We start from the raw sequence: 14,677 nt of genomic DNA on the forward strand, positions 1-14,677 counted from the left end.
CGCGCCCGTCCTTTCACTCGAGAACATGCCGATGATTGCCAACATGTCTTCTTCCGAAACCCGCGTCAAAGCGCAGCCGGACAGCCCCGGCTCCAGCTTCGATGCGTTCTGCAAAAGCAGCTTGCGGGTGCTGCGCCATCTGCTGCGCAACCCCATGACCCTGGTCGGTCTGGTGGTCGCATTGGTGCTGGTGGTGGTGGCGCTGTTCGCACCGCTGATCGCCACCCACGACCCGGTGGTGCAGAACCTCGCCAACGCCCTGAAAGCGCCGAGCGCGGAACACTGGTTCGGCACCGATGAATACGGCCGCGACATCTTCAGTCGGCTGGTCTTTGGCTCGCGCATCACGCTGTACATCATCGGCCTGGTGACGGTGATCGTTGGTCCGATCGGCCTGTTCATCGGCACCGTTTCCGGCTACTTCGGCGGCGTGGTCGACACGGTGTTCATGCGCCTCACCGATATCTTCATTTCCTTCCCCAGCCTGGTGCTCGCCCTGGCGTTCATCGCCGCCCTCGGCCCTGGCCTGGAGCATGCGGTGGTCGCCATCGCGCTGACCTCATGGCCGCCCATCGCCCGTCTGGCGCGGGCTGAAACCCTGTCGCTGCGCAAGGCCGACTTCGTCGTTGCGGTGCAGCTGCAAGGCGCTTCGGCCAGCCGCATCATCCTCAAGCACATCGTGCCGATGTGCCTGTCCTCGGTGATCATCCGCCTGACCATGAACATGGCCGGGATCATCCTCACCGCCGCCGCCCTCGGCTTCCTCGGCCTCGGTGCCCAGGCACCGCTGCCGGAGTGGGGCGCGATGATTTCCACCGGCCGGCGCTACATGCTCGAGTGCTGGTGGCTGGTGGCGGTACCGGGCGCGGCGATCATGCTCGTCAGCCTGGCGTTCAACCTGCTGGGCGACGGCCTGCGGGACATTCTCGATCCGCGCAGCGAGTAACCGGAGGCCGCTATGTCTGATATCAAACTCAAGGTGGACGGGCTCAATGTCCGCTTCGTCAACGGCAAGAAAGAAACCCACGCGGTGCGCGATGTGTCGTTCACCCTGGGGCGGGAGAAACTCGCCATCGTCGGCGAGTCCGGCTCGGGCAAATCGACGGTCGGGCGCAGCCTGCTGAAGCTGCACCCGGCCAGCGCGAAGATCACCGCGAAGACCTTGCAGTTCGGCGACCTGGACCTGCTCTCGGCCAGTGAAAAGGCCATGCAGCAAGTGCGTGGCCAGCGCATGTCGATGATCATGCAGGACCCGAAATACTCGCTGAACCCGGTGGTGAAAGTCGGCGAGCAGATCGCCGAGGCCTACCTCGCGCACCACAAGGCCAGCCGCGCGGAAGCCCGCGAACGGGTCATGGAAATGCTCGAAAAGGTCCATATCCGCGATCCCAAGCGGGTCTACAACCTGTACCCGCACGAAGTCTCCGGCGGCATGGGCCAGCGCATCATGATCGCCATGATGGTCATCACCCGCCCCGAAGTGCTGATCGCCGACGAGCCGACTTCGGCCCTCGACGTCTCGGTGCGCCAGCAGGTGCTCAGTGTGCTGGAGGAGCTGGTGGAGCAGCAGGAACTGGGGCTGATCTTCGTCAGCCACGACCTCAACCTGGTGCGCAACTACTGCGACCGGGTGCTGGTGATGTATGCCGGGCGGGTAGTGGAGTCCCTTGCTGCCTGCGACCTGCACCGTGCCGAACACCCCTATACCCGTGGCCTGCTGGCGGCGCTGCCGAGCATGGACAACCGCCGCGAGCGGCTGCCCGTGCTGCAACGCGACCCCCGCTGGCTGACCTGCTGAGGAACCCGTCATGTCCATGATCCAAGCACACGCGCTGAACCTGAGCTTCGGCAGCGGCCCGAGCCTCAACCAGGTGCTGCACGACGTCGAACTGAGCGTCGCCGACGGCGAATCCTTCGGCCTGGTGGGCGAGTCCGGCTCGGGCAAGACCACCGTCCTGCGCTGCCTGGCCGGCCAGTACCGGCACTGGAGCGGCGAGCTGAGCATCGCCGGCGTGGCCTTGCAGCACAAGATTCCCAAGGAGCATTACCGGCTGGTGCAGATGGTCTTCCAGGACCCCTACGGTTCGTTGCACCCGCGCCATACGGTCGACTCGGCGCTGCGCGAGCCGCTGGTGATCCACGGCATCGGCGACCGTGACGACCGCATCAACGACATCCTGCTCAAGGTCGGTCTCAACGACAGCTTCCGCTATCGCTACCCGCACCAGCTTTCCGGCGGTCAACGCCAGCGCGTCGCCATCGCCCGGGCGCTGATCCTCGAACCCCGCGTGCTGCTGCTGGACGAACCGACCTCGGCGCTGGACGTCTCGGTGCAGGCCGAAATCCTCAACTTGCTGGCCGACCTGCGCCAACGCGAAAAGCTCACCTACCTGATGGTCACCCACGACCTCGGCGTGGTCAGCCACCTGTGCGACAAGGTCGCGGTGATGCAGCAAGGGCGGATCGTCGAGCGCCTCGACAGCAGCGCCCTCAGCCAGGATCTCGCCAGCCACGAATACACCCGCATGCTGGTCCAGGCCAGCCGTGATTTCAGCCAGGACAGCGCGCCCGCGCTGGCCGGCTGAGCCCGCGCCTATCAAGGAAACGCCATGCCTCATTGTCAGATCGATTGCTCGCAGGGCGTGGCCCAGCGGGTTGGCGAACAGCGCCTGCTGGACGTCCTGCACGACGCGCTGGATGCCGGCGGGCTGTTCGCCCCCGGCGATATCAAGTTGCGGCTCAACGCCCACGCGCATTACCGCTGTGGCGCGACTCGCGAAGAGTTCGTTCACGTCACCCTGTACCTGCTCAGCGGGCGTGACGAGCAACAGCGCCGCGCCCTGGCTTCGGCCTGCGTCGGTGTGCTGGTGGCGCTGCTGCCGGAGGTGGCGGCGCTGTCGGTGGATGTACAGGAAATGCGCCGCGAGACCTTCGTCAACCGGCGCCAGTATCTCGAACAGCAACACGCGCCGGCCTGAACCGGCGCATCCTGGCAATTACAAGGACAAAAATATGCCAAGCCTCCACGCACTGAAACGCTCCCTTGCCGCCCTGGTCGCCGTCGCCGCGAGCCTGCCGGCCTGGGCCCTGCAACCACCGGGCAAGGTCCAGGTGCCGACCCTGGCCTACGACGAGCGCCAGATCATCCTGGTCTGGGAGAAGCCGGCAGAGTACCGCGACATCGTCGACTACCACGTCTACGCCAACGGCAAGCTGCTGGGCAGCGCCAACGCCAACAACGACCGGGTATCGCCGGCCAAGCCGTACATAGACCGCTTCTACGAGCAGGACACGGCCGGTTTCCATCACCGCATCGGCATCCACAGCTTCACTGCCGATGACCTGACCCCGGACAGCGAATACCGCTTCACCGTGCGGGCCGTGGGCGCCGACGGCAAGGAATCGGCGGACAGCCCGGTGCTGGTGCAACGCACCACGCCGCTGCCGGCGGTGTTCGATGTGCGTCGCTACGGCGCCAAGGGCGATGGCCAGAGCTTCGATACCCAGGCCCTGCAAAGCGCCATCGACGCCTGCACCACGGGCTGCAAAGTGCTGCTGCCAGCGGGCATCTACAAGAGCGGCGCGCTGTACCTCAAGAGCAACATGACCCTGGAACTGGCCGAAGGCGCGACCCTGCTCGGCTCCGAGCGGGCCGAAGACTATCCACTGGCCGGCTACATCCAGTACCCGTATTCCAGCACCGTGCGCCCGGCCTCTTTGCTTAACGCCTTGCCCCGTGACCCGAGCCAGCACCAGGCGTTCGAGAACATCCGCATCACCGGCAAGGGCACCCTCGACGGCAACGGCTGGAAGCGCCAGGCCGATACCCTCGACCAGCGTGGTCAGGCGCTGCCCAACTACCAGGCCAGCGACAACACCCGCTACATGACCGACGGCATCCTCGCCAAGGCCCAGGTGGAGCAGGCGGTGGCCCGCGGCATGCCGGTCAAGGATGCCTACGGACAGATGCGCTCGTCGCTGATCACCCTGCGCGACGTCAAGAACGTCTTCTACGGCGGCTTCACCGTCCGCAACCCGGCGTTCCACGGGATCATGAACCTGGAGACCGAGAACGTGGTGCTGGCCAACACCCGTCACCTGACCTACGACGCCAACAACGGAGACGGCATCGAGTTCGCCAACAGCCGCGGCGCCATGGTCTTCAACAACTTCTTCGACACTGGCGACGACTGCGTGAACTTCGCCGCCGGCACCGGCGCCGATGCGGTGAAACAGAAGCCCCAGGAAGAGGCGTGGATTTTCAACAACTACTTCCGTCGTGGCCACGGCATGGTGGTCGCCGGCAGTCACACCGGGGCCTGGATCCAGAACATCCTCGCCGAGGACAACGTTTCCGACGGCACCGATGTTGGCCTGCGCATGAAGAGCACCAACTTCATGGGCGGTGGTGCGCGCAATGTGGTGTTCCGCGATTCGGCGATCCGTAACAGCGTCAAGCAGGGTTTCATCTTCACCCTCGACTACAACGACCCCAACGCCAAGCTCGACTACCGTCGCTCGACGGTGCCGGGGCAATTCCGTGATGTGCGGATCAGTGATGTGACGGTGGAAAACGCCGGCGCTGCGGCGATCGAGGTCAAGGGCGATGGCAACCTGAATGCCTGGCACCAGGGCCTGAGTTTCGAGCGCGTGCGCTTCAGTGGCCCCGCGTTGGCGAAGATCGACGGGCTGAAGGACTCGCGTTTCGACAGCGTGAGCTTCGTCGGTCATGGCAGCGGCAACCCTTGGCAACTGGGCAAGGCCGGAGGGCTGCAATTCAATCAGGTAGAGCCGGCGCCTGAACCCCGCTGAGCACCGACAGTCCCACTTCACAGGCCGTGCGATTGACCTCGCGCGGCCGTTTTTCATCAAGATCGCCAGTAGTTGTCACACCTTCTGCGACCTTATGGCACAGAATCTGGCCATTTCAATGCCTGTTATCGTACAACCTCGTGGGCTATGATGCGGCTCATGGATACTTCGAGATCACTCTTCCTTATGCAAACACCTCCCCGCGCGCGCAAGCGCCGCAATCTGGCCGAGGAACTGGTGCTGGTGCTCACCGAGCGGATTCGCCAGGGCCAGCTCAAGCGCGGCGACAAGCTGCCCACCGAATCGGAAATCATGGAGGAGCAGGGCATCAGCCGCACCGTGGTGCGCGAGGCCATCTCCCGCCTGCAGGCGGCCGGCCAGGTGGAAACCCGCCATGGCATCGGCACCTTCGTCCTCGACACGCCGAGCCCGAGTGGTTTTCGTATCGACCCGGCGACCATCGTCACCCTGCGTGAAGTGCTGTCGGTGCTGGAGCTGCGGATCAGCCTGGAAACCGAATCCGCCGGCCTGGCCGCGGGCCGGCGCAGCGATGAGCAGTTGAGCGGGATGCGCGAGGCCCTGGATGCGATCGACGCCAGCGTGGCGCAGTCCAGCGACGCGGTGGGGGCAGACTTCCAGTTTCATTTGCAGATTGCCCAGGCCACGGGCAACCGCTACTTCACCGACATCCTCACCCACCTGGGCACCCGGATCATCCCGCGCACGCGGCTGAACTCGGCGCGACTGGCCCATGACGAGCAGTCGCACTACCTGAGCCGGTTGAGCCATGAGCATGAGGCGATCTACGAAGCGATCGCCCGGCAGGATTCGGAAGGGGCGCGAGCGGCGATGCGCCTGCACCTGACCAACAGCCGCGAGCGGCTGCGGCGGGCGCATGAAGAGGCGGAAGCGCAGGGCGTTTGAGTGTGGGTTTAGTGGGGCGCTGTTCTTGATTCCAGATCCATGTCTGTGGGCCATTTGACCTTCGGCGCCAGTAGCAGCGCGATGTTGACGCCCACATCGTCGTGGTCTTTTGGCGGGCCTGGTAGGGGGAGTACGTCGGGGCCTTGCTGCATGTAGGTGCAGATGTAAGCCCAGGCGTGGGCGTCGGCGCCCATGGTGGTGAGGGGGAAGCGGTCGATGACCTCGTTGGTGCCTGGCTTGACGATTGAGAGCACCACGCCGCCCTTGATGACGACCCCATGCGAAGTTGCACCGCGCTTTAGCCAGCGTTCGGCACGGACCTGTGACCAGTCGTAGGACACCGGCTCCACTCGCCAGCGTTCGAACGGGTTCCACCAGCGGTAGTTGAAGTTGTAGGCGTAGAGGCGTTGGCGGGCGCGGTTGAAGCGGAGGGGTTGATCTCGGGGAGGTACTGCATCGAATTTCACACAGAGCAGGAGTGACCAAACGCCGACGAAAGCTCCGAAGACAAACATGACCCATTCTTCAGAACTCAGCTCACGCCAGTCTGACAAGAAAAGCCATAACATCCATCCAGTCATCATGATTTGGACAGGAGCGAACCAAATCATCAATCCTCTGATAAGCGCAGATGCACGCGGCAGCTCAAGAAAGAAATCATCCTGATGGTTGGGTGTATCGAACCCAAGAGCAGGCATTACGATCGGCACTTCATCGGGATGAGGCAGATCTGCCTGCCATCCAGAGCAAGAGGGAATGAGGCGCGGTCTTTTCATACGACTCACTACTTCGCTCCCCCAGTGATCTTGTCTGCCTTTACGATCAGTCGGGCTACGTCGAATTCATCGTTTCTATCCGGCCAATACGGCACTTCGAGCTTGATAGTTTGAGTATCGAGAACCTCGAACTCCATCGACATATCACTCAAGGCGCCGTCCTCGATTCCCGGTCCATATCGGCGGGCCACTTGACCTTGGGGGCCAGCAGTAATGCGATATTGAAGCCCACATCGTCGTGGTCTTTCGGTGAGCCAGGTGGCGGAAGTGCGTCGGGGCCTTGCTGCATGTAGGTGCAGATATAAGCCCAAGCGTGGGCGTCGGCGCCCATGGTGGTGAGGGGGAAGCGGTCGATGACCTCGTTAGTGCCCGGTCTGACGATGGAGAGCACCACACCGCCCTTGATGACGACCCCATGCGAAGTCGCGCCGCGTTTCAACCAGCGTTCGGCTCGGACCTGTGACCAGTCGTAGGCCACCGGCTCCACTCGCCAGCGTTCGAAGGGGTTCCACCAGCGGTAGTTGAAGTTGTAGGCGTAAAGGCGTTGGCGGGCTCGGTTGAAGCGGAGGGGCTGATCGCGGGGAGGTGCTACATCGAACTTCCAGAAGATACAGATAGACCAGATACCAACTATCAAAGTGGCGATAACCATTAAATGCAACTCAAAGCGAATTGCCTGCATAGCCGGCAGATAGTCCCACAACAACATGGCAAGAAAGGCCAGCGATAATGGTACGAACCAAATCACCCATCCTCTGATAAGTGCTGAGGCACGCGGTAATTCCAGATAGATATCATCCTGATGGTTGGGCGTATCGAATCCAAGAGCCGGCATTACGATCGGCACTTCATCGGGATGTGGCAGATCTTCTTGCCATCCGGAACAAGAGGGAGCGAGTCGCAGTCTTTTTGTACGACTCACTACTTCGCGCCCCCAGAAATCTTGCCTTCCTTCACGATCGCCGGACTCATCGTGTCTGTCCGGCCAATAAGGCACTTCGAGCTTGATAGTTTGAGCATCGAGAACCTCGAACTCCATCGACACATCACTCATGGCGCCGTCCTCGATTCCTGGTCCATATCGACGGGCCACTTGACCTTGGGCGCCAACAGTAGCGCGATGTTGAAGCCCACATCGTTGTGGTCTTTCGGCGGGCCAGGTGGCAGCAGTGCGTCGGGGCCTTGTTGCATGTAGGTGCAAATATAGGCCCAGGCGTGGGCGTCGGCGCCCATGGTGGTGAGGGGGAAGCGGTCGATAACCTCGTTAGTGCCCGGCTTGACGATGGAGAGCACCACGCCGCCCTTGATGACGACCCCATGCGAAGTTGCACCGCGCTTCAGCCAGCGCTCGGCGCGGACCTGTGACCAGTCGTAGGCCACCGGCTCCACTCGCCAGCGTTCGAACGGGTTCCACCAGCGGTAGTTGAAGTTGTAGGCGTAGAGGCGTTGGCGGGGGCGGTTGAAGCGGAGGGGCATATCGCGGGGAGGCGATACATCAAATCTCCAACATATCGGGATCGCCCAGATCACCATGAGGACAGTGGAAATAAATATCACCCACACCTCAACACTTACAGCCCGCTCAACGGGAAAGAAAAATCGCGAATACACGACCAGATAAATGCACATAACCGGTACGGACCAGATTATCCAGCCCCTTGCGAGCGCCGAGGCACGCGGCAGTTCTAAAAAGACATCATCTTGATGATTGGGTGTGTCGAACCCAAGCGCCGGAATTATGACCAATGGCTCGTCAGGATCTGGCAAATCCTCTTGCCAGCCAGAACAGGGCGGAACGAGCTTAGGACTTTTCATACGAAGCTGCCCACCACCGCCATCCAGAAATCTTGTCTTCCCTTACGATAAGCCGGGCCATACCCGATTCATCACTCTTGTCGGGCCAGTAGGACACCTCAAGCACCAAAGCATGAAAATCAGGAGCACCCTGGAAGGCAATACAGCCTTTGATCTCGAGCGATTTTGACTCTGCATCGTAATCAATGGCTGGAGCCGTAGTATCAGGCTCGGAACCCGATTGCTTCCAAGAAACCGGGGCCGGCAAAGGACTATTCGCATCGCCAGTGCGCCCGGCTGCGATAATCGCTCCTGGTACTACGCCTGGACGGTAGGCCCACAACGCCCATTCATAGGATGACGCGACAGGGTCATACCCTGGTAGAACGAGCGCGTACTCGATGTTTCCAGCGACCCCTACTACTTTGCTGCCCTGTCTGTCGGCACGGTGAGTAACGTCAAGGTCTGCAGCCAGACCCAGCAGTGCAGCGTTCAAGGCGCCAATCGCCGTATCCATATCGTGCGAATCCCTCCAGCGACGGTGCTCCACCGGCAACCCCCAGCGTGAGTATCGCGCCCACAATTCCAGTGGTTGCGACTCCAGCCCTTTCGCCCACACCGCAAATCCATACGCAACAAAACCTAGTAATACGGCGATCGCGAGCGGGATAAGTAATACTGTTGTCGACGCCACTGAGCCTATAACTCCCGCCAGAGCTGAAAGGCCCGCTATGCCCGCTGCCCCGCCGTAAGCAGTGGCGGCGCTTTTATCACCAATCCTATGTGCACGCCCCGCCGCCAACGCATACTGCAACCCCTCCATCACACTCGCCACCGACACAATCGCCCCGCCAAACTGCAGAATCCGCGATCCCAATCCAACCGGTTGCACCCTCCCAGCGGAGGTAATCAATACCTCCAAATCAGGCCGCAACAACTGGATGGTTCCACCGACGATTTCGACACTCGCCCCCATTACTCCAACCGACGCCGACATGACCGCAGCCACCGCCTCGTCATGCTCGTCGCCTATCGTCTTGAGCATGTTCTGGTAGCTTCTGCGCAGGGCGTCCTGCTGGAAATACAGGCTACCCAGGGCCAGCCCCAGATTGACGCCCCCGGTCCCGCCGAGTGTCACGGTGTTGCGCATGTTGCGCATGGCGTCTCCGGCCAGCAGGCGGGCAGCCTCGGCATTGACGCTCAGGTGGCGGGCGAAGTCCTGCATGCCGCCCTTCAGAGCGGAGCCATCGATGCTCACGCTACGCAGGGCACTGTCGACGCCGTCGCCGAGACCGACCCGCAGCTTGTCCAGCCGGGCCTTGAGGTCCTCAGTGTTTTCCTTCGTCCATACGACGATATCGATCAGCTTGGCGTGATTGCTGGCCAGTGCCGGTGCAAAGTAGTTGCTCAGCAACATGGCGCGCACCTTGCGCTCGGCCGGTTTGCGAAATTGCTTGTCGAGCTGCGCGATATAGCGCTCGGTGCCCTCGTAAAGCGCTTCGTTGAGCAGCGTCAGGTACTCGCCCACCTTGAGGGACACGGTGATCCGGGTAAGCGCGACACCGTGGTAGTGCAGCCAGGCTTCCTGGTGCAGATGGGTCAACAGCGCCCTGGCCTGCCCTGATAACAGCTCCCCCAGGGCATTGCTGGCAGTGGCGGCAGCCCCGAGCAGTTGGCTGACGGCGGCCTTCGTCGACATGCCCAAGGCCTTGTCGCCTTCCATGGCGCCGATCAAGGTCTTGCCACCATGGAAGGCCCGGGTCTGCTCGTCTCCGGCCAGGTCGTGGGCGAATTGTTGCAAAGGTTTCCTGTCTTCGGTCAGCAGGGCCCTGTAAAGCAAGCTGCCTGGATTCTCCAGTTGTTGCTTCCACAGGCTCTGGGTGGCACCTGACACGCCGGTAGCAATGCGCTCGGTCGGACCACCGGCCTGGCACATTGCCAACATGCGGATAAAGGCCTCGGTCGAGTCACTGTTCGTGATGCTGTAGTCGTGACGGGCCGCCAACTGGAACGCCGCACTGCCGTGCTGGCTTACATAGGGTTCGGCGACGTCGTCGACGATTCTTTGCCAGGCCGCCAGTGTCTTGTTGTAGCTGTCCTCGAAGGCCTTGCGGGCTTTTTCGTTGTAGCGTTCGTCGAGCCGTTCGCGGGCATCAGTCTGTTCCTCGGAAATTCTGCGTTGTTTCTCCTTTTCAAGATCGAGACTCGGCAGGGGCGACCTGTAGCTCTGGGGCCTCGCGTTGTAGTTACGCCGACTCTCAACGGCCTCATTGGCCTCCTTGATCGCCCTGGCCTCGGCCCTGCTGACCTGCAACTGGCGGATGCCGAGCAAGGCCAGGGAGGTGAAGTGCTCGAAACGTCGCTGCGGTTCGGCGCACCACTCCTGCATGGCCTGGTAGCGGAACAGGCGCTGGGCGTTGAGTTCCTGCACCACGCCGACAGGGTCGGGCAGGACCAGAGCGAGCACCCCTTTGGCCAATTTGTATTCCTGGGTCACGGCGCGTACATGCCCGGCCAGGGCTCGCAGTCGGTGATTGCGCGGGTAGAAGCCGTGCACGCTGTGAAAATCGCCCGCCATGGGCTGGGCGTATTCGAGTACCTGATGCATCTGCAGGTCGGCTTCGGTCATGGCGATACCGATGCTGGCAGGGTCGTTGCGGGCGGTCTTGAGGTCGAGTTTGTAGAAGCGGTCCTCCAGCGCCATGCCATCGACCACGCCACCGCGCAGGTAGCTATTCAGCACACTCTCGGGCCAGGGGTCGTTGGCGAGCGCCAGCCAGGCGGTGGAGTATTTGTCGGTTTTGATGTTGATGAACGACGCGGGAATATCGTGATCCTGTTGAATACAGATTTCGCACAAGGACCGGGGCTCTTCGCGAGGGACCTGGTAGGGCCGAAACTGACGCAGCGCGCCCTCGGGGGAGATCTCGTAGGCCTGCCACTCCCTATTGTCGAGCATCACATAGAGATAACCGCTACGCAGGGTGCGCGGCTGGTCGGCCCGCAGGCGTACGGCTTTGACCTCGGAACCGCGGTTCAGCGGCAGCGCCTGGGTGTACCACGGTTCCGGGGCATAGGCAGCACGCAGGGGCAGGATGGGCAGGCCGCTACGCTGACAGGTGCTGCAGATGCCGGTGGGGACCGGGCACGCTTCGTTGGTGGCGATATCGGCGGCTTCGCTGAAGCTGAAAGTCATGAGTAGTCCTTCGCATGGGGGAGGTCGGCAGTGATGCGCTTCCATTTGGCTTCGCTGTAGTGGCTGGCGAAGTGGCTTTGCAGGTCGACGGCGCCTGCCCGCGCTTGGGCGATGAGTTGCTGGATGTCCGGGTGTTGGGGCAGATGGGGGTGGATAAACACCTGATGCAAGCAGAGAGCGATGATGTCGCGGCTATTATCGAGCCCCAATCTGTAGGCCTCGCGGACCAGGCGAAAGGCGTGGATGCCGGCCTGGGGCGGCAGGATGGAAGCGCCTTTCCAGCGCCACGGGGCGAAGCCGACAGGAAGTTTCAGCGTATGGCGCCAGGCATCCAGGAATTCGCTGACCACAGGCGCCATTCGCTGGGTGTCCCGAGCGGACAGAGGCAGCACAGGATCGATCGGATAGGTTGTGCCATGCACAAGTAAGTAACCTTTCCAACTGGTGGGACACAGCCAGATCCTGATCGGGTTCAGCAGGTCGCCTACCGCGGTACCCATAGAGCCCAATAGCAACTCCAGTCTCAGCGGCTCGAACCAAGCCGAACACTGTTCGTCGCCCGGTGCCGTGGTGTGGCATCGGGCTGCGATGTGCGCGGCGATGACATCGAGTGGCTGGGGACTGAGGAGCCAGCCGCAGATATAGCGCTTGTGATAGCCGAGGTCCCGGGAGGAGTAATCGGCACTAAGTTCGAGATAGTGCAGTGCCGGCGATTCGCCTGGCTTCGCCAGTTGGATCAGGGCAGGACACGCCTCGGGTGTGTGGGACAGGTCTGGCCGCAGTACGCGCGTGATGGCGGCGTCGCCCACAGAACGGCTCAAGGACGGTACGCTGAGAGGATGGTCCAGCGCACAGTCAGCCAGTCCATCCACCAGCAAGTAGAGGTAATCCTCAGGCGCACGGTAGTGCTCGGCAAAATGCGTGACGGGTTCGGCGGTCATCTGTTTTTCCCCACGCAATCGGCTTGCTGCGCTGTCAGGACCTGGCTGTCGAGCGTCAGGCTGTTACCGCCTCCACCGCTTGTCTTGGTCGCCGGCCCGTTGAGCGTGAGCGCGATGCCATCCAGCGTGATGCCCGTACTGTCGATACGCAGCGTGCCGCCGGGGCCCTTGATGACAAAGGCGTCGGCAGCGTGGATTTCATACACCTGGGTGTGGTGCGTAATGCTCTGGCCGGCCTTCACCGTGACGTCCCCTTGCACCTGCTGGTCCAGATGCCCGCCGATCTCCATCCGCTGGTTGGCGGTCGTGGTGTCATGGCGGTCATTGCCAACCTGTTCGGTACGGTCCTGGGCGGTGGTGATGGTGTGATGGCGGCCAATGCTCAGTTCGTCGTCCTGGCCGATCTGATGCCGCCGGTTCACGCCGATGACCACCTGCTCGTGATTGCCCACGGTGTCCTTGCGGTCGTGGCCGATGGTCAGGGTTTCGTCGTTTTCAACCTGCTCGCTGCGGTCATGGCCGACGAAGGTGGTTTCGTCATTCTTGACGATGTTGTTCTGGTCCTTCTGCGCATGGATGAACACCTCTTCCTGCCCGGCCTCATCCTCGAAGCGCAGCTCGTTGAAGCCATTACCCTTGTGGGTCTGGCTCTTCAGGGTCATGCGGGTCTTGTGCTTCGGCAGTTCGTAGGGCGGACGCTGCAGGGCATTGAAGCCCCGGCCGGTGATAACCGGTTGGTCCGGGTCGCCGTCGAAGTTGCTGACGATCACTTCCTGACCAATACGCGGAATCGCCATATGGCCCCAGAGCGCGCCGGCGATGTTCTGCGACACACGGATCCAGCAGGAGCTGTGTTCGTCCTCGTTACCCTCGCGGTCCCACGGGAACTGCACCTTCACCCGACCGAATTCGTCGCAGTAGATTTCCTCTCCGGGCGGACCAACGACTTTCGCCGGCTGCGGCCCGTCGATGCGCGGTTTGGGCAATGCCTCGGCGCGCCATTCGGCGTCGTCCGGCACCAAGGTGGCGGTGCAGTTGTAGTGGGTGCCTTGGCTGGCGTCAGCGCTGTCCTCGCCCTGGCTGACGTATTGCTTGCCGTGGTGCTCCAGGCGGATTGGGCGCCAGCCGCGGTTCAGGTCTTCGCGAGGGTGGCCGATGAGGTCGAAATAGATGCCCGGCACCAGCCGTGCGTCGTCACCCTCGGCGATGACCTGACAAGCATCGCCGCGCAGTCCAAGCAGGCGGTCGCGGGTGAAGGCTTCGCCCGATTCGCCTTTGTAGCGGCCGGGATAGTCGTAACGCTCGTAGCTCTTGGCCTGGTGTTCCAGGTCGGTGGCTTCGCGGCGGGTCTGCTGGTTGTAGAGCGGGTTCTTGAAGCTGTAGTCGCGCTGTGTCTGGCGGGCGCTGCGCACGTTTTCGGTGTAGGTGAAGTTGTGCAGTGCCGGGCCCGGACGATCGCCGCCAGGCTTGGGGTTGTATTCCACCGGCAGGCCGGGCTGCTTGCCGAAGATCCACAGGCGGTCGCAATGGACCAGACGGTGGCCTTCGGCGCTGTGCAGGAAGCCGTAGAAAAAACCTTCTTCGCGCATGATGCGTTCGACGAAGTGATAGTCGGTGTCACCCGCCTGCACGCAGTATTCCCGCGTTTCATGGGTGTTGGTGATGCGTTGTTCATAGTCCAGAGCAAGGGCGTGTTTCTTGAGCATCGCGGTGGCGATATCAGGCACGGTAAGGGTCTGGAAAATGCGCCAGTCCGAAGCCAGTCGCAGGCGGGCCAGGCGCGGTTCGACGATGGCGCGATAGCGGGGGCGGCGAAAGCCGGTCTCGCCTTGCTGGAACGAGCTGACTGAGCCGTGCACATAGCGCACGGGCTGGCCGCCTTGCCAGAGGGTGAGCAAAGCCGGTCGATCAAGGACCTGGCCAAAATCGACAGCGGAATTGGTGCAGCTCAGGTCGACTTCGAGGCGGAAGGTCTCGGACAGGCCTTCAGTGAGGTGGAACTCGACGACTTCGAAATCATCGGCGCCGGCGGTGAAGGTGAAGCGCAGGTCGGATTGGGCGGGCATGCAGTGCTCCCTGCAACTGCGCCCCCAACGCCAGATTCAGCGTGGGGGCGCATATGGACAGGTATCCACCAGGGCGCCAGCCAGGTACGTGCTGGCCGCTGACCGCAGGGGATTGCCTGAGGAATGAATTCCGCAGAAATCCTGAATGCCGGTCAGCGGCGGGTATAT

12 protein-coding genes are annotated in these 14,677 nt (G+C 62.2%); 6 read left to right on the top strand and 6 right to left on the bottom strand.

The annotated features are described in order from the left end of the window. The first annotated feature begins 31 nt into the window (after positions 1-31). The 6 genes from HWV67_RS12675 (at position 32) to HWV67_RS12700 (ending at position 5,736) form a co-directional block, all read left to right on the top strand. The gene (locus HWV67_RS12675) at positions 32-946 is read left to right on the top strand and encodes an ABC transporter permease (RefSeq protein WP_175651481.1); all 915 of its coding nucleotides are present in this window, start codon (positions 32-34) and stop codon (positions 944-946) included. A gap of 12 nt (positions 947-958) precedes the next feature. Beyond that, positions 959-1,798 (top strand): ABC transporter ATP-binding protein, encoded by an 840-nt coding sequence (locus HWV67_RS12680; RefSeq protein WP_095156898.1) that lies wholly within the window; start codon positions 959-961, stop codon positions 1,796-1,798. Positions 1,799-1,808: 10 nt separating this feature from the next. Next, the gene (locus HWV67_RS12685) at positions 1,809-2,585 is read left to right on the top strand and encodes an ABC transporter ATP-binding protein (protein ID WP_175651482.1); all 777 of its coding nucleotides are present in this window, start codon (positions 1,809-1,811) and stop codon (positions 2,583-2,585) included. Positions 2,586-2,609: 24 nt separating this feature from the next. Beyond that, entirely contained in the window at positions 2,610-2,978 is a 369-nt protein-coding gene (locus HWV67_RS12690; RefSeq protein WP_175651483.1) for a 5-carboxymethyl-2-hydroxymuconate Delta-isomerase, read from the top strand. Between the two features lie 34 nt (positions 2,979-3,012). Then, complete coding sequence (locus HWV67_RS12695; RefSeq protein ID WP_175651484.1) at positions 3,013-4,812, top strand: glycosyl hydrolase family 28 protein; 1,800 nt, start codon at positions 3,013-3,015, stop codon at positions 4,810-4,812. Between the two features lie 186 nt (positions 4,813-4,998). Beyond that, positions 4,999-5,736, top strand: coding sequence for a FadR/GntR family transcriptional regulator (locus HWV67_RS12700; RefSeq protein ID WP_175651485.1), 738 nt, complete (start codon positions 4,999-5,001; stop codon positions 5,734-5,736). 8 nt (positions 5,737-5,744) lie between these two features. On the opposite strand, the gene HWV67_RS31685 is transcribed toward HWV67_RS12700, so the two are convergent. The 6 genes from HWV67_RS31685 to HWV67_RS12730 form a co-directional block, all read right to left on the bottom strand. Further along, on the bottom strand, positions 5,745-6,512 hold the full coding sequence (locus tag HWV67_RS31685) for a DUF6708 domain-containing protein (protein ID WP_256680131.1): 768 nt from the start codon (positions 6,510-6,512) through the stop codon (positions 5,745-5,747). 148 nt (positions 6,513-6,660) lie between these two features. Further along, positions 6,661-7,566, bottom strand: a complete 906-nt coding sequence (locus tag HWV67_RS31690) for a DUF6708 domain-containing protein (protein WP_256680106.1) — start codon at positions 7,564-7,566, stop codon at positions 6,661-6,663. Next, positions 7,563-8,327: a DUF6708 domain-containing protein gene (locus HWV67_RS32100; protein ID WP_371929298.1), complete on the bottom strand. Its 765-nt coding sequence runs from the start codon at positions 8,325-8,327 to the stop codon at positions 7,563-7,565. The genes HWV67_RS31690 and HWV67_RS32100 overlap by 4 nt, the downstream gene beginning before the upstream one ends. Further along, the gene (locus tag HWV67_RS12720) at positions 8,314-11,502 is read right to left on the bottom strand and encodes a T6SS effector BTH_I2691 family protein (RefSeq protein WP_175651487.1); all 3,189 of its coding nucleotides are present in this window, start codon (positions 11,500-11,502) and stop codon (positions 8,314-8,316) included. The genes HWV67_RS32100 and HWV67_RS12720 overlap by 14 nt, the downstream gene beginning before the upstream one ends. After that, positions 11,499-12,443 carry a hypothetical protein gene (locus tag HWV67_RS12725; protein ID WP_175651488.1) on the bottom strand — a complete coding sequence of 315 codons (945 nt, stop codon included), beginning with the start codon at positions 12,441-12,443 and terminating at the stop codon, positions 11,499-11,501. Before HWV67_RS12725 ends, HWV67_RS12720 begins: the two co-directional genes overlap by 4 nt. Beyond that, entirely contained in the window at positions 12,440-14,509 is a 2,070-nt protein-coding gene (locus HWV67_RS12730; protein WP_175651489.1) for a type VI secretion system Vgr family protein, read from the bottom strand. Before HWV67_RS12730 ends, HWV67_RS12725 begins: the two co-directional genes overlap by 4 nt. Between the last annotated feature and the right edge of the window lie 168 nt (positions 14,510-14,677).

Source organism: Pseudomonas sp. Marseille-P9899, assembly GCF_903166565.1.
GTDB classification, from domain to species: Bacteria; Pseudomonadota; Gammaproteobacteria; order Pseudomonadales; family Pseudomonadaceae; genus Aquipseudomonas; species Aquipseudomonas huaxiensis.

Excerpts from the sequence above, each read along its gene's own strand:
- HWV67_RS12675 (WP_175651481.1), top strand. The coding sequence starts at position 32 with ATGATTGCCAACATGTCTTCTTCCGAAACCCGCGTCAAAGCGCAGCCG.
- HWV67_RS12680 (WP_095156898.1), top strand. The coding sequence starts at position 959 with ATGTCTGATATCAAACTCAAGGTGGACGGGCTCAATGTCCGCTTCGTC.
- HWV67_RS12685 (WP_175651482.1), top strand. The coding sequence starts at position 1,809 with ATGTCCATGATCCAAGCACACGCGCTGAACCTGAGCTTCGGCAGCGGC.
- HWV67_RS12690 (WP_175651483.1), top strand. The coding sequence starts at position 2,610 with ATGCCTCATTGTCAGATCGATTGCTCGCAGGGCGTGGCCCAGCGGGTT.
- HWV67_RS12695 (WP_175651484.1), top strand. The coding sequence starts at position 3,013 with ATGCCAAGCCTCCACGCACTGAAACGCTCCCTTGCCGCCCTGGTCGCC.
- HWV67_RS12700 (WP_175651485.1), top strand. The coding sequence starts at position 4,999 with ATGCAAACACCTCCCCGCGCGCGCAAGCGCCGCAATCTGGCCGAGGAA.
- HWV67_RS31685 (WP_256680131.1), bottom strand. The coding sequence starts at position 6,512 with ATGAAAAGACCGCGCCTCATTCCCTCTTGCTCTGGATGGCAGGCAGAT.
- HWV67_RS31690 (WP_256680106.1), bottom strand. The coding sequence starts at position 7,566 with ATGAGTGATGTGTCGATGGAGTTCGAGGTTCTCGATGCTCAAACTATC.
- HWV67_RS32100 (WP_371929298.1), bottom strand. The coding sequence starts at position 8,327 with ATGAAAAGTCCTAAGCTCGTTCCGCCCTGTTCTGGCTGGCAAGAGGAT.
- HWV67_RS12720 (WP_175651487.1), bottom strand. The coding sequence starts at position 11,502 with ATGACTTTCAGCTTCAGCGAAGCCGCCGATATCGCCACCAACGAAGCG.
- HWV67_RS12725 (WP_175651488.1), bottom strand. The coding sequence starts at position 12,443 with ATGACCGCCGAACCCGTCACGCATTTTGCCGAGCACTACCGTGCGCCT.
- HWV67_RS12730 (WP_175651489.1), bottom strand. The coding sequence starts at position 14,509 with ATGCCCGCCCAATCCGACCTGCGCTTCACCTTCACCGCCGGCGCCGAT.